Origin of the sequence: Rhizobium sp. 25PS6 (genome assembly GCF_032464655.1) — a bacterium.
Classification (GTDB): Bacteria; Pseudomonadota; Alphaproteobacteria; order Rhizobiales; family Rhizobiaceae; genus Rhizobium; species Rhizobium laguerreae.
Genome location: NZ_JAWDIV010000015.1, coordinates 140,034 through 159,128 on the forward strand (window position 1 = coordinate 140,034; position 19,095 = coordinate 159,128).

At 63.1% G+C, this 19,095-nt stretch carries 14 protein-coding genes; 11 read left to right on the forward strand and 3 right to left on the reverse strand.

What is annotated here, in order from left to right:
- Positions 1–28 precede the first annotated feature (28 nt).
- The 7 genes from RWK44_RS22025 to RWK44_RS22055 all read left to right on the forward strand — a co-directional run bounded on the left by RWK44_RS22025 (position 29) and on the right by RWK44_RS22055 (position 8,662).
- Positions 29–292 carry an antitoxin gene (locus RWK44_RS22025; protein ID WP_027664288.1) on the forward strand — a complete coding sequence of 88 codons (264 nt, stop codon included), beginning with the start codon at positions 29–31 and terminating at the stop codon, positions 290–292.
- On the forward strand, positions 289–702 hold the full coding sequence (locus tag RWK44_RS22030; RefSeq protein ID WP_131666713.1) for a type II toxin-antitoxin system VapC family toxin: 414 nt from the start codon (positions 289–291) through the stop codon (positions 700–702). Before RWK44_RS22025 ends, RWK44_RS22030 begins: the two co-directional genes overlap by 4 nt.
- Positions 703–875: 173 nt before the next feature.
- A complete protein-coding gene (locus tag RWK44_RS22035; protein WP_131666714.1) occupies positions 876–1,805 on the forward strand; it encodes an adenylate/guanylate cyclase domain-containing protein in 930 nt (309 codons plus the stop codon).
- 268 nt (positions 1,806–2,073) lie between these two features.
- Entirely contained in the window at positions 2,074–3,282 is a 1,209-nt protein-coding gene (locus RWK44_RS22040; RefSeq protein WP_077978767.1) for an efflux RND transporter periplasmic adaptor subunit, read from the forward strand.
- Positions 3,279–6,434, forward strand: coding sequence for an efflux RND transporter permease subunit (locus RWK44_RS22045; RefSeq protein WP_168284097.1), 3,156 nt, complete (start codon positions 3,279–3,281; stop codon positions 6,432–6,434). The genes RWK44_RS22040 and RWK44_RS22045 overlap by 4 nt, the downstream gene beginning before the upstream one ends.
- Before the next feature lie 273 nt (positions 6,435–6,707).
- On the forward strand, positions 6,708–7,706 hold the full coding sequence (locus RWK44_RS22050) for a flagellin N-terminal helical domain-containing protein (protein WP_026158766.1): 999 nt from the start codon (positions 6,708–6,710) through the stop codon (positions 7,704–7,706).
- A 290-nt stretch (positions 7,707–7,996) separates the two neighbouring features.
- The gene (locus tag RWK44_RS22055) at positions 7,997–8,662 is read left to right on the forward strand and encodes an OmpA family lipoprotein (protein ID WP_003541337.1); all 666 of its coding nucleotides are present in this window, start codon (positions 7,997–7,999) and stop codon (positions 8,660–8,662) included.
- Between the two features lie 51 nt (positions 8,663–8,713).
- On the opposite strand, the gene RWK44_RS22060 is transcribed toward RWK44_RS22055, so the two are convergent.
- The gene (locus tag RWK44_RS22060; RefSeq protein WP_131666716.1) at positions 8,714–9,121 is read right to left on the reverse strand and encodes a DUF2000 family protein; all 408 of its coding nucleotides are present in this window, start codon (positions 9,119–9,121) and stop codon (positions 8,714–8,716) included.
- A 45-nt stretch (positions 9,122–9,166) separates the two neighbouring features.
- On the opposite strand from RWK44_RS22060, the gene RWK44_RS22065 reads away from it, so the two are divergent.
- A complete protein-coding gene (locus tag RWK44_RS22065) occupies positions 9,167–10,078 on the forward strand; it encodes an AraC family transcriptional regulator (RefSeq protein WP_316029374.1) in 912 nt (303 codons plus the stop codon).
- Here RWK44_RS22065 and RWK44_RS22070 read toward each other — a convergent pair.
- Both RWK44_RS22070 and RWK44_RS22075 read right to left on the reverse strand, forming a co-directional pair.
- Entirely contained in the window at positions 10,038–11,132 is a 1,095-nt protein-coding gene (locus tag RWK44_RS22070) for an AbrB family transcriptional regulator (RefSeq protein ID WP_316029375.1), read from the reverse strand. The two genes, RWK44_RS22065 and RWK44_RS22070, sit on opposite strands and share 41 nt — an antisense overlap.
- 326 nt (positions 11,133–11,458) lie before the next feature.
- Entirely contained in the window at positions 11,459–12,361 is a 903-nt protein-coding gene (locus tag RWK44_RS22075) for a LysR family transcriptional regulator (RefSeq protein WP_131666719.1), read from the reverse strand.
- A gap of 92 nt (positions 12,362–12,453) precedes the next feature.
- Between RWK44_RS22075 and RWK44_RS22080 the strand changes: the two genes are divergently transcribed.
- The 3 genes from RWK44_RS22080 to RWK44_RS22090 all read left to right on the forward strand — a co-directional run bounded on the left by RWK44_RS22080 (position 12,454) and on the right by RWK44_RS22090 (position 19,086).
- Positions 12,454–13,488, forward strand: coding sequence for an aldo/keto reductase (locus RWK44_RS22080; protein ID WP_221942370.1), 1,035 nt, complete (start codon positions 12,454–12,456; stop codon positions 13,486–13,488).
- Between the two features lie 266 nt (positions 13,489–13,754).
- Positions 13,755–15,167 carry an FAD-binding oxidoreductase gene (locus RWK44_RS22085; protein ID WP_316029376.1) on the forward strand — a complete coding sequence of 471 codons (1,413 nt, stop codon included), beginning with the start codon at positions 13,755–13,757 and terminating at the stop codon, positions 15,165–15,167.
- A 202-nt stretch (positions 15,168–15,369) separates the two neighbouring features.
- Positions 15,370–19,086, forward strand: a complete 3,717-nt coding sequence (locus RWK44_RS22090) for an AsmA family protein (RefSeq protein WP_222060645.1) — start codon at positions 15,370–15,372, stop codon at positions 19,084–19,086.
- Positions 19,087–19,095 lie beyond the last annotated feature (9 nt).

Consider the following 19,095-nt stretch of genomic DNA (forward strand, 5'->3'; position numbering starts at 1 on the left):
TGGTAGCTATCGAGATATGGAGGCTATCATGGCAACGAGAACAGCCAAGATTTTTACGACCGGCCGCAGCCAGGCGGTCAGGCTCCCTGCGGAGTTCCGCTTCGAGGAGAGCGAGGTGTTCGTCCGTCGTGATCCGAAGACCGGCGATGTCATTTTGTCACGCAAGCCGGATTCATGGGATGGTCTCTTTGAACTCTATGGCAAGGATCAGGTTCCGGACGATTTCCTGGGGCCAGACGACCGCCGGCAGCCTTCTCATGATCGTGATCCATTCGAAGGCTGGAAGGAGTGACAGCCTGGATGCTCGATACCAATATGGTAAGCCATGTGATCAAGGGCGATCGGCCGGAGATCATCGAAAGGTTGGCCGCGCTTCCGATGGAGGACATCGTCATCTCATCGATCACCGAAGGGGAGCTGTTCTACGGTCTTGCCAAGCGAGGCTATCCGAAAGCGCTGTCAGAACGCATCCGCCAATTCCTGCTCCGGGTCGACATTCTGCCTTGGGATCACGATGTCACGCGAACTTATGGAGACCTGCGCGCTGCCTGTGAAGCCAAAGGGGTGACCCTGGCGCCCCTCGATATGATGATTGCCGCCCATGCCGTTGCAACTGCCGCAACTCTCGTCACGCGCGACAAGGCTTTTGCCCGCGTCTCGGAGCCTTTAAAGGTCGATGACTGGGCGAATGAAGGAAGCTGAATCGCCCACGCTGCCTCTCATGCCCGGAAAACGCGGGTCGGCAATTATCGGTGGTAACGAACACAAAGGCTTAGTAACTTACCGCCGCTGCAATAGCCCATGATCTCCAATCGACCAGTTTCAGCCTTTGCAGCGAGCTTTCCCGGGGGCAGAGAGCGCGGAGACGAAAGACCATGAGTGAAACGCGGCGCAAGCTGACGACGATCTTCTGTGCTGACGTGCAGGACTATACGCGGCTGATGGGGGCTGACGAGGAGGGGACGCTTGCAAGCCTGAAGCGCTGCCGGGAGGCGATGGGGCGCCTGATCGAAAGCCATGGCGGCCGCGTCGTCAATACCTGGGGCGACGGGCTGATCGCCGATTTCCCGAGCGTGGTCGAGGCGGTGCGGGCGGCCGTCGACACCCAGAACGAACTCGCCGGCTTCAATGCCGACCGCCCGGCCGACGGTCGCATGCTCTTCCGCATCGGCATCAATCTCGGCGACGTGATCGTCGAGGGCGACGACATCTATGGCGACGGCGTCAATATTGCGGCGCGGCTGCAGACGTCGGCTGCGGCAGGCGGCATCGTGATATCGAGCACCGTCTATGACCAGGTCCGCAACAAGGTGGCGGTCGGTTTCGAGTTTCTCGGATCGCTTATGGTGAAGAATGTCGACGAAGGCGTGCCAAGTTACGCGGTGAAGATCGGCGATGCCAGGGACGAGATGCCATCTGCCGAACGATCCGGCCCCGCGCGGCCGCAGCCGCAGCCGGCGCCGGTTATGGCGGCAACAAAGGCCGAGACAACCCCAGCACCGGGCGGACAACAGAGGCTATATGGCGTGCTCGGCGTCATCGCCGCCGCCCTGATCGGTATCAATCTCCTGTCGTGGCAGGGCGTCTTCTGGGCGCGTTTTCCGGTGCTCGCGCTTGCCGTCGTCGCGGCGCTCGCCTGGAACCGCGACCAGACCCGGTTCAATCGCAAGATCACCTTGCTGGCGATCCTGGCGCTCGGCCTTGCCGGCATCAACCTCTTCACCTGGACGGGGCAGTTCTGGGCGGTGTGGCCGATACTGGGCATTGCGGCCGTGATGGGCGTGCGGTGGTCGATGCGCCGATAGGCATCCAACCCGCATCCTCAGGGATTTTGTACGGTATCTTGCCCGACAATCGGCGGGATCAAAGACACGGGCGAGTGTTCATTCAAGCAAAAGTGAGCGGCTGGGTTATTTCCATTCTTTGTTGATATTACAAATCGGTAATGCCGGCTGCTTATGCTTGCCGGTAAGCTGTAAACGCGCGATATTGTCGCATCAGACGGGAATCTCGATCCCGCAGCGCCTCTTTCGACCGACCCTGGTCCAACCTCGAGTCCCTCCGGAGACGTGAATGGCCTTCTGGAAGCAGTTTGTACTTTCGCTCATCGTCATTATTGCCGGCTTTGCCGCGTGGGTTTTCTTCGTGCCCGGCGCCGGCGATACGATGCGCGATGCAGGTATTCCAGACAGCATCGTTTCCAAGATCGCGCCGAAGGCCGAGGAGACGGCCGATGCCGACGCTCCGGCCCGGGCGCAAGGGCAGCAGCGTGGTGAGGGGCAGGGACAGGGGAACCGCCGCAATGGCGGCGGGCGCAACAACACCATTCTCGTCGCGACGCAGGCGGTCGTCCAGGGTATCGTCAACGACCGGCTGAACGCCATCGGCACCGGTGATGCGATCCGTTCGGTCGCGGTCACGCCGCAGGCATCGGGCACGATCCGCGAAATTCTCATCAAGTCGGGCGACAGGGTGAAGGCCGGTCAGGTGCTCGCCAAGCTCGACAGCGAGGAGCAGGTGATCGCCCGCGGCCAGGCTGATGTGGCGGTCAAGGCCGCCGTCGAGAAGTCCAATCTCTATCACAACATCAAGTCCAGCGTGTCGCGCATGGACGTGTTCGATTCGGAGATCGCCGAGCAGGGCGCGCGGCTGCAGCTGCAGGCCGCCGAGCTCAATCTCGCCCGGCGCAACATCACCGCGCCGATCGACGGCATCGTCGGCATCGTGCCGGTCAATATCGGCGACAACGTCACGACGAGCATCCCGATCGTCACGCTCGATGACCGTTCGGAAATCCTCGTCGACTACTGGGTGCCGGAGCGCTTCGCCAATACGGTGTCGGTCGGCCAGCCGGTCGAGGCGATGTCTGTGGCAAGGCCGGGGCAGGTGTTTTCAGGCGTGGTCGAAGCCGTCGACAACCGCATCGATGCGGCAAGCCGCACGCTTCGTCTGCGCGCCCGGATCGACAATAGTTCCGATGAGCTGCGTGCCGGCATGTCCTTCAGTGTCAGCATGAAATTTCCTGGCGACAAATATCCGGCTGTCGATCCCGTCTCCGTGCAGTGGGATTCGCAGGGCTCCTTCGTCTGGCAGGTCAATGACGACAAGTCGCACAAGGTGCGGGTCAGCATCGTGCAGCGCAATCCGGATTTCGTGCTGGTCAAAGCCGATCTCAAGGATGGCGACGTGATCGTCACACAGGGACTGCAGCGCGTGCGTGAGGGTGGGGCGGTGCGTGTGAGCGCCGATGTCGCCGCGACTGCGGAGGTCGCCACGCAATGAACGTGACCGAGATTCATCAGGACAGGGCGTCGGGCAAGCAGAGCTTCACTGCACTTTTCGTTCGCCGGCCGATCCTGGCGCTGGTGTTCAACACGTTGATGGTCGTTGCCGGCCTTGCCGCCTATGTCGGCGTCGAGGTGCGCGAACTGCCCGACGTCGACCGTCCCGTCGTCACCGTGCGCACCACCTTCGATGGCGCATCGCCGCAGACGATCGACCAGGAACTGACCAAGGTGATCGAGGGGGCGGTCGCGCGCGTCAGCGGCCTGAAATCGATTTCATCGACCTCGTCCTTCGGTCAGAGCCGGGTGACGCTGGAATTCTCGGATGCGATCGATCTCTCGGTCGCCGCCAACGACGTGCGCGACGCGATTGGCCGCATCACCCAGAACCTGCCCGACGAAGCGGATGCGCCGCAGATCGTCAAGGCGGATTCGGATTCCTCGGCGATCATGCGCCTTGCCGTCACCTCCACCAATCTCAACATGGACGATCTGACCCAGCTTGTCGAAAACGAGGTGATCGATCGCCTCGCCTCTGTCGACGGGGTTGCCGACGTCGAGGAATATGGCGACCAGGAGAAGGTCTTCCGCGTCGATGTCGACCAGGGGGCGCTTGCCAGCCGCGGGCTGACCATCGGCGACCTGACGAAGGCACTCGATAATGCGGCACTCGACGTGCCGGCCGGCTCGCTGAAGAGCAATACGCAGGATATCGTGGTGCGCGCCACCGCCAACCTGCAGACCCCGGCGGATTTTTCCAACGTCATCCTGCAGGACCGCGTCAGGCTCGGCGATGTCGCGACGGTGATGCTTGGACCACGCGACGGCGAAACGGCGCTGCGCTCCAACGGCAAGCCGGGGATCGGCCTCGGCATCATCCGCCAGGCGCAGTCGAATACGCTGAACATATCGACCGGCATCAAGGCGGCCGTCGACCAATTGTCGAAGACGCTGCCCGAGGGCACGACGATCGCCATCACCAGCGACGACGCCGTCTTCATCCAGGGTGCGATCCACGAGGTGGTGCTGGCGCTGGTGCTCGCCGCCGTCATCGTCACCGCCGTCATCTACCTCTTCCTGCGCGACTGGCGGGCGACGCTGATCCCGGCGGTCAGCATGCCGGTGGCGCTGATCGGCACGCTGGCGGCGATCTACATGGTCGGCTTCTCGATCAACATCCTGACGCTGCTCGCGATCGTGCTGGCGACCGGCCTCGTCGTCGACGATGCGATCGTGGTGCTTGAAAATATCGTACGCCGGCGCTCCGAAGGCATGGGGCCGCGCGCTGCCGCCGTGCTCGGAACGCGCGAGGTGTTCTTCGCCGTCATCGCCACGACGGCGACGCTGGCCGCGGTGTTCATTCCGCTCTCATTCCTGCCGGGACAGGTCGGTGGCCTCTTCCGCGAATTCGGCTTCGTGCTCGCCTTCTCGGTCGGTCTGTCGTCGATCGTGGCGCTGACGCTATGTCCGATGCTCGCCTCGCGCATGCTGACCAAACCGATGCTCGAGGATCACGGCGCGCTCGGCCGCTTCGGTGCAACGCTTGCCGATCTCTACAAATGGGCGCTGCACGGCTGTCTCAACGCGCCTTTCGTCGTCATCCTGTTCTCGGTGATCTTCGCCGGTGCGGCACTCGTCGCTTTCTCGATGGTGAAGAGCGAGCTGACGCCCGAAGAGGACCGGTCGCTGGTGATGATGCGGCTGACGACGCCGCAGGGATCGAGCCTCGAATATACCCGCGACAAGATGCAACTCGTCGAAGAATATCTGCAGCCGCTGGTCGACAGCGGCGACATCCGCAATGTCTTCTCGATCTCCGGGCAAGGCGGTTCGCTGAACAGCGGCTTCATGGTGCTGACGCTCGCCCCCTGGGGAGAGCGTGACAGGACGCAGACGGAGATCGTCGGAGATATCAACCAGGCAGCCTCCAGGGTGCCGGCCCTGCGCGGCAATGCTATATCATCGAACAGCCTTCGCATCCGCGGTGCCGGCAGTGGTCTGCAGATGGCGCTGATCGGCAATGATCACGAGGCGCTGACGGCGGCGGCCGCCAAGCTGGTGCAGTCGCTCGAGGCCACCGGCCAGTATGATACGCCGCGCCTGACCAACGAGCCCAGCCAGGCGCAGGTATCGGTGGCGATCGATCGCGAGCGCGCCTCGGATCTCGGCATCGACATAACCGGGCTTTCCACGGCAATCCAATCGCTGCTCGAAGGGCGCTCGGTGGTCGACGTCTTCGTCGACGGCGAATCCTATCCCGTGCTTTTGACCTCGACGACGCGGCCGATCGACGATCCGACCGATCTTGAGAACGTGTTTCTGAAGACCGGCGACGGCAAGATCGTACCGATGTCGGTCATCGCCACGATGAAGGAAGGTTCGGTCGCGCCGCAGCTCAACCGCGAGCAGCAGCTCGCCTCCGTCGCGATCACTGCCGGCCTCAGGAACGGCATGTCGCTCGGCGATGCCGTCAGCCAAGTGACGGCGCTCGCCGAGCCGCTGCTGCCGCCAGGCTCCCGCCTGCTGCCACTGGCCGAGGCGGCGACGCTCGAAGAGAATTCGAGCGGCATGGCGCTGACCTTCGGCTTCGCCATCGTCATCATCTTCCTGGTGCTGGCCGCGCAGTTCGAAAGCGTGCTGTCCTCGCTGATCATCATGTCGACGGTGCCGCTTGGTCTTGCCTGCGCCGTCTTCGCACTTGTTATCACCGGCTCCAGCCTCAACATCTACAGCCAGATCGGCCTGGTGCTGCTCGTCGGCGTCATGGCGAAGAACGGTATCCTGATCGTCGAATTCGCCAATCAGCTACGTGACCGGGGCGAGGATGTGCGGTCCTCGATCGAGAAGGCCTGCGCGCTGCGCCTTCGTCCCGTGATGATGACGATGATCGCCACCATCCTCGGCGGCGTGCCGCTGGTCTTTGCCCATGGCGCTGGCGCCGAAGCACGCGTTGCGCTCGGCTGGGTGATCGTCGGCGGCCTCGGTTTCGCGACGCTTGTGACGCTGTTCATCACGCCGGTCGCCTATCTGCTGCTTGCCCGCTTCGCCAAGCCGCACGCCCACGAGGAAGCGCGCCTGCACGAAGAGATGTCGGTCGCCACACGGCCACGCGCCGCACCCGATGACGAGCAGCTGCAGGCCGCCGAATAAGGTTTTATCCGACTGCGAAACGCCGCCGGCCAACCTCGTCCGGCGGCGTTTCTCATGGTGTATGAAACCTTGAAAAATTAGCTAAATTACTTCTGAAGTTTAGTCGTTTGTTAAGCATAAACGGCAATGATTGTGACCAGTAACCGACTGGTCTTCTTCGTTTCTTGAAGGCTGCGATGCGCTGGAGTTTCAGCGACCCCGGACATGAATGTCCGTGCGGCACGGTTCATTTTTAGTTCAGTTTGCGTCTGTTGTGTTTTGGAGTTTAGTCCCGTGAGTATTTATCAGCGCGTCTCCGTGGATGCGGCGCTTTATGTGCTGCGCGATATCAATCGGAATATGACGGTCACGCAAAACCACATCACGACGGGTATGCGTGTCGAAAAGGCCAGCGACAACGCCGTCTACTGGTCGATCGCCACCACCGCGCGGACCGACAATAAAGCGGTTTCGGCGATCCAGGATGCGCTTGGCATGGCCGCGGCGACGATGGGAACGGCCTATACCGGCGTTCAGAGCGTCATCGACGTCGTCTCCGAAATCAAGGCAAAGCTGGTTGCCGCAACCGAAGACGGCATCGACAAAAACAAGGTCAACGAAGAGATCAAACAGCTGCAGGAGCAACTGCGCAGCGTTTCGGAATCGGCGACCTTCAACAGCGACAACTGGGTGGTCCTCACCAACGATGCGACGCCGACGCAGCCGCGCCAGATCCCGGCCTCGTTCATCCGCAACGCCGACGGCACGATCTCGATCGGCATGCTGAGCTACCATATCGACAATACGCCGGTGGGAGCGACGACCTCCAAGGACGCGCGCTACCTGATCGACGACCGTGCCACCGGTTCCGGCGAATATGGGGTGCTGACATCGGCCTATTTCGCCACCGAACTCGGTGCTGCGCAAAATTACGTGCTGATGACGAGCAAGAATGGCACCACCACCGGGCAGGTGGTGATCTCGGTGACATCAAGCACGACACAGGGCCAGATCGGCCAGATGATCAGCGTCGTCGACGCCGCGCTGACGCAGCTGACGACGGTCGGTTCGGCCTTCGGCGCGCTGGAAAAGCGCATCAACCTGCAGAACGACTTCGCCACGAAACTGCACGACAACATCACCGCCGGCATCGGCCGGCTTGTCGATGCCGACATGGAGGAGGAGTCGAGCAGACTGCGGGCGTTGCAAACGCAGCAGCAGCTCGGCCTACAGTCGCTGAACATCGCCAACGCCACTTACGACACAATGCGGCAGCTCTTCCAGAACTTCTAAAGGTACGATCCTCCGGCCAGCCGCCCTCGTGGTTTGACACGGCCCTTCGTTCGTCACTGCAATCGATTCACTGGATCGATTGCTCCGCTCCTCACCCGCACCATGAGGGCTGATCGCTGTGCCTGCCGCCGCGCAGGGTCGGCCATCCGCTAAAACTGGTGATATCAGCGCATTCCCGCAACATGGCTGTGTTTCGGCGCCCGAATTTGCCCTATCAGGAGAACATCTTCATTTTCTTGCCGCAATCCTTGCCATTTGCTCGCATCAGTCGAACGGAGACCGTCCTGTCCATGATCAAAAAATTCATACTTCTCGCTATTGCCGCAAGCTATCTCAGCGCCTGCACGACGACCGATCCCTATACCGGTGAACAGAAGGTTTCCAATACGGCCGGCGGCGCGGCGCTTGGCGCGCTCGGCGGTGCTCTCGTCGGCGTGGCTGTCGGCGGCGGCGGCCACGGCAAGCGCAATGCGGCGTTGATCGGCGCAGGCGTCGGCGCTCTCGCCGGCGGTGCGATCGGCAATTACATGGACCAGCAGGAATCCGAGCTTCGCGCCCAGCTCGAAGGCACCGGCATTTCGGTGACCCGCAACGGCGACAACATCATCCTCAACATGCCGTCGAACATCACCTTCGACGTCGATCAGGACGCTGTGAAGCCGGGCTTCTATCCGACGCTGAATTCGGTAGCGATCGTGTTGCGCAAGTTCAACCGCACGCTGATCGACGTCAACGGCCATACGGATTCGACCGGCAGCCTGCAGCACAATCAGGACCTGTCGCAGCGCCGCGCACTTTCGGTTGCCGATTATCTCGGCGGCCAGGGCATCGACCAGCGCCGCGTCTCCGCCGTCGGTTTCGGCCCGTCGCAGCCCGTCGCCTCCAATGCGAGCGAGGCCGGCCGCGCGCAGAACCGCCGCGTCGAGATCCAGATCGCGCCGATCACGCAGGGCTGATTCTGGCTCATACCGTTTGCGGAAAGGCCGGGTCACGCCCGGCCTTTTTCGTCAGTGCTGCATCGTTGCGCCCTTGGTGATCTTGTCGACGATCTTCTTTTCGGCGCGCAGAGCGATACCGACCACCTTGGCGTCTTCGGGCGAAAATTCTGCGAAGACGGCGCGGTTGGCCGCGTCGTGGCCGGTCGCAAACATCTCCTCGATAAACAGCGAGCTGGTGATATCGCGCTCCAGCGCGCGGCGGTGAACGGCTGATATCGTCGCCTCGTCGGCGGAGAGCACGATGATCGGCTGGATCGATAGGGGATTGTAGAGATTGCCGGCGCGGTCCCTGTAGGCTTCGCCGATGATCTCGGGATGCCGGCCGGCGATGCCTGTCATCAGGAAGGCCGTGACGTTCAGCTTCTGCCAGCCGGCAAGATTGTTTCGCAGGACGACGGCAATTTTGGTATCAAACATCGGACGATCTTTCACCTGTCTACGGGTTATGGAGTATCGGGCGCGTTGAACCAGGACTTACATCCGCAGGTCTTCGAAGGTCTTGAACGTTTGTGCGCGGGACCATCCGGCAACGCCATCCTGGCTGCGCCGGCCTTTCCCGGCATCGAGCGCATCGAGGCGCAGTTCTCAGGCAATGCTTTCGAGCCGCACCGGCACGACACCTATGCACTCGGCGTGACTCTGAAGGGGGTTCAGACCTTCCGCTATCGCGGCGAGCCGCGTTTCAGCCTGCCGGGGCAGGTGATCGTGCTGCACCCCGATGAGGAGCATGACGGCGGGGCGGGGACGGAGGATGGGCTGCAATACCGCATGCTCTATCTGGAACCGTCGCTGCTTCTTGAATGCCTGAAGGCGGATGGCGTCGGCCTGCCTTTCGTCGATGAACCCGTTATCGGCGATCCGGCGCTGGCGGGCGCGCTGCTGGCGGCTCTCGGCGAACTCGACCGCGAACTGGACGCGCTTTTCGTCGACGATTTCGTATCGCAGGTGGCGGGCGGGCTGACGCGGCATGCGCGCCGGCCGCCGCGGCCGCTGGGCCTCGTCGCCTGGCGGCAGGCGCGGGCGGCACGGGATTATCTCGAGGCGCATGCGACCCGGGCAGTGAATTCCGGCGAGCTTGAGGCGGTGACGGGGCTCGATCGTTTCGCGCTGTCGCGGCATTTCCGGGCGGCCTTCGCCACCAGCCCGCATCGCTACCTCCTGATGCGTCGGCTGCAGCGGGCGCGGGCGATGATCGGTGCGGGTGAGGGGATTTCCGATGTGGCGGCGGCGACCGGCTTTGCCGACCAGAGCCATCTCAACCGCCATTTCAAGAAGGCCTATGGCATGACGCCCGGCCAATGGGGAGCGCTGGCGCATAACCCCAGGCAGGGCATCAGGCGGGATTTTCCGCAAGGCCGGAACGACGCGCGATGAAACGGGCGAGCATCGGTCCGATCATCAGGATCACCAGGAAACGGCCGGTCTGCATTGCCATGACGAAGGGCACGTCGACATCGCTGGAGGCGGCGATGATGGCGACGGAATCGGCGCCGCCGGGGCTGGTGGCGAGATAGGCGGTCAGTGGATCGATGCCGGCGAAGACATGAAGCGCCACCGCCATGCAGCCACAGAGCGCCATCAGCAGCACGATGCAGGCCGATACCCTCGGCAGGGCGCGCGCCACGTGCTTGAGGATCGAGCGGGTGAACCGCAGGCCGATGCTCCAGCCGACCAGTGCATAGGCGATGGCGAGCAGCCACATCGGTAACTCAATTTTCAGGAGGCCCATGCCCTGCAGCAAGGCGCCGAGAAAGAGCGGCACGATGATCGTGCCGCCCTGGAGGCGCAGGCGCCGGACGCCATAGGCACAAAAGGCAGCAAAAGCCATTGTCGCTGCAAAGGCCGGCCAGTCGATCTCGGGAAAGAGGACGAGCGGCGGCGGCTCGGCGCCGTCGGCTGCCACCCACAGGCGCGAGACCACAGAGGCGCCGACGGCGACGAAGACAACGCGCAGATACTGCATGAAGGCGACGAGACGGGCATCGGCGCCATAGGCTTCCGACATGATGACCATGGCGGAGGCGCCGCCCGGCGAGGAACCCCAGACCGCGGTCGTCCCCGGCAGCACCTGCCAGCGCGTCAAAAGCCAGCCGAGGCCGGTGGCGATGGCGATGACCGAGAAGATGAACAGCAGAAAGAGCGGTGCGTCCTTCGCCATGGTGCCGAGAATGTCAGGGGTGATGGTGCGCGCCATCATCAGGCCGACCAGGACCTGGCCGAACTGCAGCGGCCAGAAGGGCACGCGAAGCTTTCCCTTGCCGACGGTCAATGCCAGTGCCATCGCCGCGACCATCGGTCCGATCAGCAGCGAGGCCGGCAGCGCGAAGAGTTCGAGGAAGACGACGAGGGCGGCCGAAAGTGCCAGCAGCAGCGCCCATTTCGGCAGACCGGCATCCCGCAGCAGGCGGCTCGTGTCGCTGAATGACATGATCTCCGTATCTTTCCTAGAACAGGATGATTTTAGGCCGGGGCGGCCAAAATCTGAATCCTGCTCTAATTAAATAGTTAGAGCATGACCGGCGCGAGCCCTTAAGGGCTGAAGATGGGAAGAGGCTCCGGCATGACGAAGAGAGGCCGGCTGCAAGGACCGACTGACGCGGGTTCGGTATAGGCGGACGCGAGGCGGGCGGTCAATTGCGAAATCTGGCTTCTCGGCGCCCTGGAATGCGAAACTGATTCATGCGACCGCTTCAAGTCGTTGTTTTTATGCATGTCATCATTCCAAAAGCGCTGAGCGGTTTCGGGCTGGGTGCCTCAGAAACGGACATGGCTGACGAGAAAATCGAGCAGTGCGCGTACGCGCGCCGGCAGCGGGCCGCCCTGGCCCATATAGACGGCATAGAACTCCTCGAGATCGCCGGGATTGGCCTCTTCGAGCACCGGCACCAGGCGGCCGGCATCGATATCGGTGCGCAGGGTGAAGGCGGCGAGCCGGGCAAGTCCGGCGCCTGATAATGCGAGGTGACGCATGGCTTCGCCGTCTCCCACCTGCAGGCCCGGGGTGATCGGGATCGTTACCGTTTCGCCACCTTCGCGCAGCGGCCAGCCCTCGATGGCGCGGGCGTAGGAAAAGCCGATACGGCAATGGCGGCGGAGATCGGCGATCGTGCGTGGTTTGCCATGACGCGAGAGATAATCCGGCGATGCGACGATGATCTTGCCGGTGGCGCCAAGCTTGCGGGCGATCAGGCTGGAATTCTTCAGGGGGCCGGCGCGGATTGCGACATCGGCGCGTTCTTCCATCAAGTCGACTATCCTGTCGGTATGGGAAATATCCAGCGTCACGGCCGGATGAAGCGCCATAAAGGCCGGCACGAGCGGCGCCAGCACATGGTTGCCGAAAGAGCCGCTGGTGTTGATGCGGATCCGGCCTGAGGCCTGTTCACCTGTCGAGGCCTGGCGTTCAGCCTCGGCGATATCGGCAAGGATGGCGACGCAGCGCTCGTAGAAGGCACAGCCTTCCGGCGTCAGCTGCAGCCTGCGGGTGGAGCGGTTGACGAGACGAGCGCCGAGGCGTGTCTCCAGCCGGGCGAGGAGCTTGCTGACAGCCGATGGCGTCATGCGCCGGGCCGTGGCGGCGGCGGAAAAGCCACCGCGCTCGACGACGCTGACGAAGACTTCCATTTCACCGGAGCGGTTGATGTCCTGGCGGCTCATAATGAATTCAAGTCACAGATGATTTGCTGATAGGCACTCTATATCATCGAACGTCCGAGGTCTATCTCATAGGAAATAGAGGAGACAGATCCATGGACTATAGAAATCTCGGCGCCTCCGGCCTCAGAGTGCCGGTCTTGAGCTTCGGCGCGGGCACATTCGGCGGCAGCGGGCCGCTGTTCGGCGCCTGGGGCAATACCGATGCCGAGGAAGCGCGGCGGCTCGTCGACATCTGCCTGGAAGCCGGCGTCAATCTCTTCGACACGGCCGACGTCTATTCGGCCGGCGCGTCCGAGGAGGTGCTCGGCCAGGCCATCCGCGGCCGGCGCGACGCTGTGCTGATCTCAACGAAGACGGCGCTGCCGATGGGCGAGGGGCCGCAGGACTGGGGAACGTCGCGGGCGCGGTTGATCCGCGCGACCGAGGATGCGCTGCGCCGGCTCGGGACCGACTATATCGATCTGCTGCAGCTTCATGCTTTCGATGCCTCGACGCCGGTCGAGGAGGTGCTGTCGACGCTCGACGGGCTCGTTGCAGCAGGCAAGATCCGCTATGTCGGCGTTTCCAATTTTGCCGGCTGGGAACTGATGAAGTCGCTCGCCGCCGCCGAGCGCCACGGTTATCCGCGTTATGTCGCCCATCAGGTCTATTATTCGCTGGCAGGGCGCGATTACGAATGGGAGCTGATGCCGCTCGGCGCCGACCAGGGTGTGGGAGCTCTCGTCTGGAGCCCGCTTGCCTGGGGACGGCTGACCGGCAAGATCCGCCGCGGCCAGCCGCTGCCCAAGGCAAGCCGGCTGCACGAGACGGCGCAATACGGCCCGCCCGTCGACGACGAGAAGCTGTTCGACATCGTCGAGGTCCTGGACGCCATCGCAGGTGAGACCGGTCGGACGGTGCCGCAGATCGCCATCAACTGGCTGCTTAACCGGCCGACGGTATCGAGCGTCATCATCGGCGCCCGCAACGAGGAGCAGCTCAGGCAGAACCTCGGCGCGGTCGACTGGAGCCTGTCGAGGGAGCAGATCGAAAGGCTCGACGCGGTCAGCACCGTGACGGCGCCCTATCCCTATTTTCCCTATCGGCGGCAGGAGGGTTTTGCACGGCTCAATCCGCCGATTGTCTGAGGTGCGAGGGCGGCGGACTTGGCTATAGCAACCGCCCTATAACAAAAGGGGAATGAAATCTTCTGCCAATCTTAACTGGACAGCCGCTTTGACTTGCCGCATACCCAGCCTGCTGCATAATTCCTTAAATCGGAATCGATTTAAGGATGAAATTATGCAGCAATTCTAGAGTCCTACAGCGTCCTTTGCGCGGCTGAAAAGACGCGCGGCGCTGTAGCCTGCAGAACACGATATGGTTTCTGCGGAATGGCAGGGAGATCAAAGGGATGGCGCTGAAGGATGCGAAGGCGGGCACACGCAACGAGGCGGGGATTGCCGCTGTGCTCGGCATTCTCAAGCAGAGCTTTGGCGAGCGTTTCCAGACCGGCCAGTCCTTCCGCGAACAGCATGCCCATACGACCACCTATATTCCGCCGCAACTGCCCGACGGGGTGCTTTTCGCCGAGAGTGCCGAGGATGTGAAGGCGGCGGTCAATGCCTGCGCGACCCACAAGGTGCCGGTAATCGGTTTCGGCGTCGGCACCTCGCTGGAGGGGCAGGTCAATGCCGCCAATGGCGGTATTTCGATCGATTTCAGCCGCATGAACCGGGTGATCGAGGTCAATCCCGAAGATCTCGACTGCACCGTCGAACCGGGTGTGACACGCGAGGCGCTGAACATCTACCTGCGCGATACCGGCCTGTTCTTCCCGATCGATCCCGGCGCCAACGCCTCGATCGGCGGCATGGCCTCGACGCGGGCCTCCGGCACCAATGCCGTGCGCTATGGAACGATGAAGGACAATGTGCTTGCCGTCACCGCCGTCACTGCCAATGGCGAGGAGATCCGCACGGCCCGGCGCGCCCGCAAGTCCTCGGCGGGCTACGATCTGACGCGGCTCTTCGTCGGCGCCGAGGGCACGCTTGGCATCCTGACCTCGGTGACGCTGCGCCTGCAGGCGATCCCCCAGAAGATTGCCGGGGGGGCCTGTGCCTTTCCGAGCATCAAGGCCGCCTGCGATGCCGTCATCATGACGATCCAGATGGGCATTCCGGTGGCGCGTATCGAGTTGCTCGATACGGTACAGATGCGGGCCTGCAACGCCTATTCCAAGCTTTCCTATGCCGAAAGCCCGACGCTGTTCCTCGAATTCCACGGCACCGACGAGACGGTGCCGCTGCAATCGGCAGCCTTTGCCGAGATCGCGGCGGAATGCGGCGGCGGCGAATTCCTATGGACCGCCAATGCCGAGGAGCGGACGAAGCTCTGGAGGGCGCGCCATGACGCCTATTGGGCTGCAAGGGCGCTGGCGCCCGGGCTTGCCGCACTTTCGACCGATGTTTGTGTTCCGATATCGAGGCTTGCCGATTGTGTTTCCGAAACGCAGGCGGATATCGAGGAGCATGGGCTGCTGGGGCCGATCGTCGGCCATGCCGGCGACGGGAACTTCCATGTGCTGCTGTTGTTTGATGACAAGAGCACCGAAGGCGTCGCCGTGGCCGAGGCTTTCGTGCAACGGCTCAACCGGCGGGCGCTCGAGATGGACGGAACATGCACCGGTGAACACGGGGTCGGACAGGGCAAGATGGCGTTTCTGGAACAGGAGCTCGGCGGCGCGGTGGATCTGATGCGACAGGTGAAACAGGCGCTCGATCCGGACGATATCTTCAATCCCGGCAAGATTTTCCACCATGGCTGAAAACGGAACATTCTCATGAAGTTGGGTCTTGCCCCCGGCATGAATGGCGCTAGAACAGGATGATGTTAGGCCGGCTCGCCTTGAAATCTGAATCCTGTTCTCAATTAAAGAGTTAGAGCATGATGTCGTCCGAAAACCGCTCACACTTTTCGGCATCATGCTCTAGTGTCGGCAACAGAATCCCGAATGGAGACGCTTTGCATTGGTAGGCCGGTTCCTCGTCTTTCTGGGGGGAGTGATCGTCGTAGTGCTGTTTGTGGCGCTGCTTGCGCCGCTGTTCATCGACTGGACGGATTTCCGCAAGAATTTCGAGGATCAGGCAAGCCGCATCATCGGTAAGAAGGTCACCGTCTACGGCACGGTGGATGCGCGCCTGCTGCCGTTCCCGTCGGTGACGCTGCATGACGTGCGCGTCGGCCAGGAAGCGGACGGCACGCCGATCGTCAAGGTCGAGCAGTTCTCCATGGATGCGGAGCTTGCACCTTTCCTGTCGGGCGAAGCGCTGATCTTCGACATGCGCGTCGTCAATCCGAAGGTACGCTTGAGATTGCTCAAGGACGGCACGCTCGACTGGATGCGCGGCAGCCGCGCGGAAATACCGGCAAGGACCGTCGTTCTCGAAAACGTGCATGTCAGCGGCGGCGAGGTCGAATTCATCGACGATCAGTCGGGTCGCTCGCGTCGCATCACCGGCCTCAACGCGGAAATGTCGGCAAAGTCGCTGGCCGGTCCTTGGCGCATCGAGGGCGACGCTGCGCTCGATGGCGAGCACGGCGGCTTCTCGATCTCGAGCAGTCAGCCGGACGAGAAGGGCGTGCTGCGCATGCGCACGAGGCTCTCGCCGGACAAGCACCCTGTCAGCGTCGATCTCGATGGCGAGCTGAAGCTCGTCGACAGCAAGCCGAACTATCAGGGCCAGCTTTCGGCAGCGATCGAGATCCGCAACAGCGCCAAGCCCGCCAACAAGAAAGAGCAGCCGCCGCGCGTCAAGGGCCGCTTCGAGCTCACCAACGAACGCATCCGCATCCCCGAATACCGGATGGAGATCGGCCCGACGGACGATCCCTATGTCATAACCGGCGAGGCGACGCTCGATACCGGCAATGCGCCGGAATTCCTGCTGACCGCCGTCGGGCAGCAGATCGACGTCAACCGCATCGGCAATCAGGGCTCGGCTGGCAAGACGACGCGGGATCCCGCTGTTTCGGCGCGCCAGCGGCTGAATTCGCTGATTGACATCGTCGCGCAGGTGCCGATCCCGCAGGTGCCGGGCAAGGCGAGCGTCAAGCTGCCGGCGATCGTCGCCGGCGATACGACGCTGCGCGACGTGCAGCTGGAGCTCGAACCGGCCGGCATCGGCTGGATGATCGACAGCGCCACCGGCACGCTGCCGGGGCGCACGCAAGTGGAAGGCAAGGGCAAGCTCCTGCTTCAGGGCGAACCTTCGTTCAACGGCCAGATCGTGATGGCATCCAGCCAGCCGACCGGGCTTGCCTCCTGGCTTGCCGGCTCGGTCGATCCGGCCATCCGGCAATTGCGGCAGGCGGGCTTTTCCGCCAATGTCAGCCTGACGCACGAATTGCAGCGTTTTGAAAATCTCGAGATCGCCATCGGACCGGCGACGCTGAAGGGTCGGCTGGAGCGCCAGGCAATCTCCGGCCAGCCGCCGACGCTGTCGGTGGCGCTAAACGGCGATACGCTCGATCTCGACGCGCTGCAGGCGCTGAGCGGGCTGATGACCGGCCAGGATGCCGGCGACAACGCGCTTGACCACAAGATCGCCGCCCAGCTCAAGGCGGACAAGTTCACCGCCTTCGGCGTCAGTGCCGAGAATGTCGAGACCACGTTTACGATCGCCGATGGGGCGCTTGCCGTCGACCGGCTGTCGATCAAGAATATCGCCGGCGCCGAGCTGACGGCGACGGGCAGGGCGGAAGGTTCGCTGCTCGATTACAAGGGTGCGGGCGAAATCACCTTCAAATCGGCTGATCCCGGCGGCTTCTTCACCATGCTGCGCGAACACCTGCCGCATCACCCGGTGCTCGACCGGCTGGTGCGCAACGCCGGCTGGTACGGCAATACGGCATTGCGCGGCGCACTGACGCTCGGCGGCGACGAGGGCGACGCATTGACGGTGACGCTTGCCGGTGTGGCGAACGGCAGCCGCGTCAATCTCGATTACCGCATGTCCGACCTCCTGGCGCTGACCGGCAACGGCACGACGAGCCTCGAGGCGACGCTCGAAAACGCCGTGCCATCAGTCCTGTTCGGCCAGGCCGGGCTCGACCCGCTGCCGGTCGATGTCGGCGCCAATGGCCGACTGACGCTGAAGGTGAAGGCATCGGGCAACGATCCCGCCGACGCGGCGCTGACCTTTGCGACCGACCGGACCTCGTTCATGGCCAACGGCAAGGTCGATGTCCGGCCGGAGACCTTCATGAACGGCCAGATCGCGCTTTCGCTCGACAGCGCCGATATCGACCCCTATCTCATCATGAACGGCATAGCCTTGCCGCAGACCGGAACCGGGCTGCCGTTCGGCCTGCAGGTCAATGCCGCCGTCGACGGCGAGAAGATCGTCTTTTCGGATCTCAAGGGGCATGCGGCCGACAACGAATTTTCGGGTGCGCTGACCTTCGACCGGAAGGCTGCGAAGACGACCGCAAGCGGCGGGCTGACACTCTCCAAGGCCGATGCCGGCTGGCTCGGCGAGGCGGTGTTCGGCCAGATCGTCGATCCCGCCAACGGTCAGCTGACGACGGCGCCGCTGGGGCTGCCCATCTTCAAGGATCTCGACGTCAACGTGAAGCTGGCGGCCAAGGAGTTCTGGCCCGGCCTGCCGGAAACGGCGGTGTCGGACTTCACCAGCAATGTTGCCTACAAGGGCGACGAGCTGCAGCTCAACGACATGGCCGGGAACTGGGACGGCGGAAAGCTCTCCGGCAATCTGCTCTTCACCAATGCCAGCGGCACAGGTTTCCTGCAGACGAAGCTTGCGCTTGCCGATTCCGATCTTTCCGGCGTCGTCTGGCTGCGCGATGGCGCGCCGATCGCCAACGGCAAGTTCGGATTGTCGCTGTCGATGGAGGCCTCGGGCAAGACGATCGGCGAGATCGCCAGCTCGCTCAATGGTTCGGGCGAACTGAGGCTCGGCGATACCAGCATACGCGGGTTGAACCTTGCCATCCTTCCGCCGCTGCTTGCCGCGACCGATACGATGCAGGAGCAGATCAATGCCGGCAAGGTGCATCCGATCATCGAGACGCTGCTCAGCAACGGCGAGGCGAAGCTGCCGCCGCTCGGCATCCCTTTCAATATCGCCGACGGGACGCTGAGGGTGCAGAATGTCACTGTCGCCAACGATCTCGCCCGCATCACCGCCGATGCGCAGATCGGGCTGCCGGAAGAGCGCATCAGCGCGACGCTGGGTGTCGGGTTCAATCCTGGCACGGAAGCGCTTTCCGGCGCCGAGCCGGCGCTCCGGCTGAATTTTTCCGGCATGCTGCCGTCGCCCGGCAAGACGATGGATGTGACCGATATTACCAGCTATCTGTCGCTGCGCGCCTTCGAGCGCGAGCGCCGGCGTGTCGAGCGGTTGCAGGCGATCGTGCTCGAAAAACAGCGGCTGCGCCGCGAGGTGGCGCTCTACCGGTTCAACGACGCCGAGCGCATCAAGGCGGCCGAGATCGAGCAGCAACGGCAGGCGGAGGAAGAGCGGTTGCGCGCGCTGGCGCGGAAAGCCGCCGCTGAGAAAGCTGCTGCCGAGGCTGAGGCCGCACGCGCGGCGGAAGCCAAAGCGAAGGCGGATGCGGATGCGCAGGCGGGGGCGGCGGCCGAGGCGGAAGCAGCACGGCGCAGCGGGCAGGCGCAGCCCGGTCCGCTCAATTTCGACCAGTTGCCGGGCGTTCAGGCGCAGTGAAAGCGCATA

Excerpts from the sequence above, each read along its gene's own strand:
- RWK44_RS22060 (WP_131666716.1), bottom strand. The coding sequence starts at position 9,121 with ATGTTTGATACCAAAATTGCCGTCGTCCTGCGAAACAATCTTGCCGGC.
- RWK44_RS22055 (WP_003541337.1), top strand. The coding sequence starts at position 7,997 with ATGATCAAAAAATTCATACTTCTCGCTATTGCCGCAAGCTATCTCAGC.
- RWK44_RS22070 (WP_316029375.1), bottom strand. The coding sequence starts at position 11,132 with ATGTCATTCAGCGACACGAGCCGCCTGCTGCGGGATGCCGGTCTGCCG.
- RWK44_RS22045 (WP_168284097.1), top strand. The coding sequence starts at position 3,279 with ATGAACGTGACCGAGATTCATCAGGACAGGGCGTCGGGCAAGCAGAGC.
- RWK44_RS22085 (WP_316029376.1), top strand. The coding sequence starts at position 13,755 with ATGGCGCTGAAGGATGCGAAGGCGGGCACACGCAACGAGGCGGGGATT.
- RWK44_RS22080 (WP_221942370.1), top strand. The coding sequence starts at position 12,454 with ATGGACTATAGAAATCTCGGCGCCTCCGGCCTCAGAGTGCCGGTCTTG.
- RWK44_RS22035 (WP_131666714.1), top strand. The coding sequence starts at position 876 with ATGAGTGAAACGCGGCGCAAGCTGACGACGATCTTCTGTGCTGACGTG.
- RWK44_RS22040 (WP_077978767.1), top strand. The coding sequence starts at position 2,074 with ATGGCCTTCTGGAAGCAGTTTGTACTTTCGCTCATCGTCATTATTGCC.
- RWK44_RS22075 (WP_131666719.1), bottom strand. The coding sequence starts at position 12,361 with ATGAGCCGCCAGGACATCAACCGCTCCGGTGAAATGGAAGTCTTCGTC.
- RWK44_RS22025 (WP_027664288.1), top strand. The coding sequence starts at position 29 with ATGGCAACGAGAACAGCCAAGATTTTTACGACCGGCCGCAGCCAGGCG.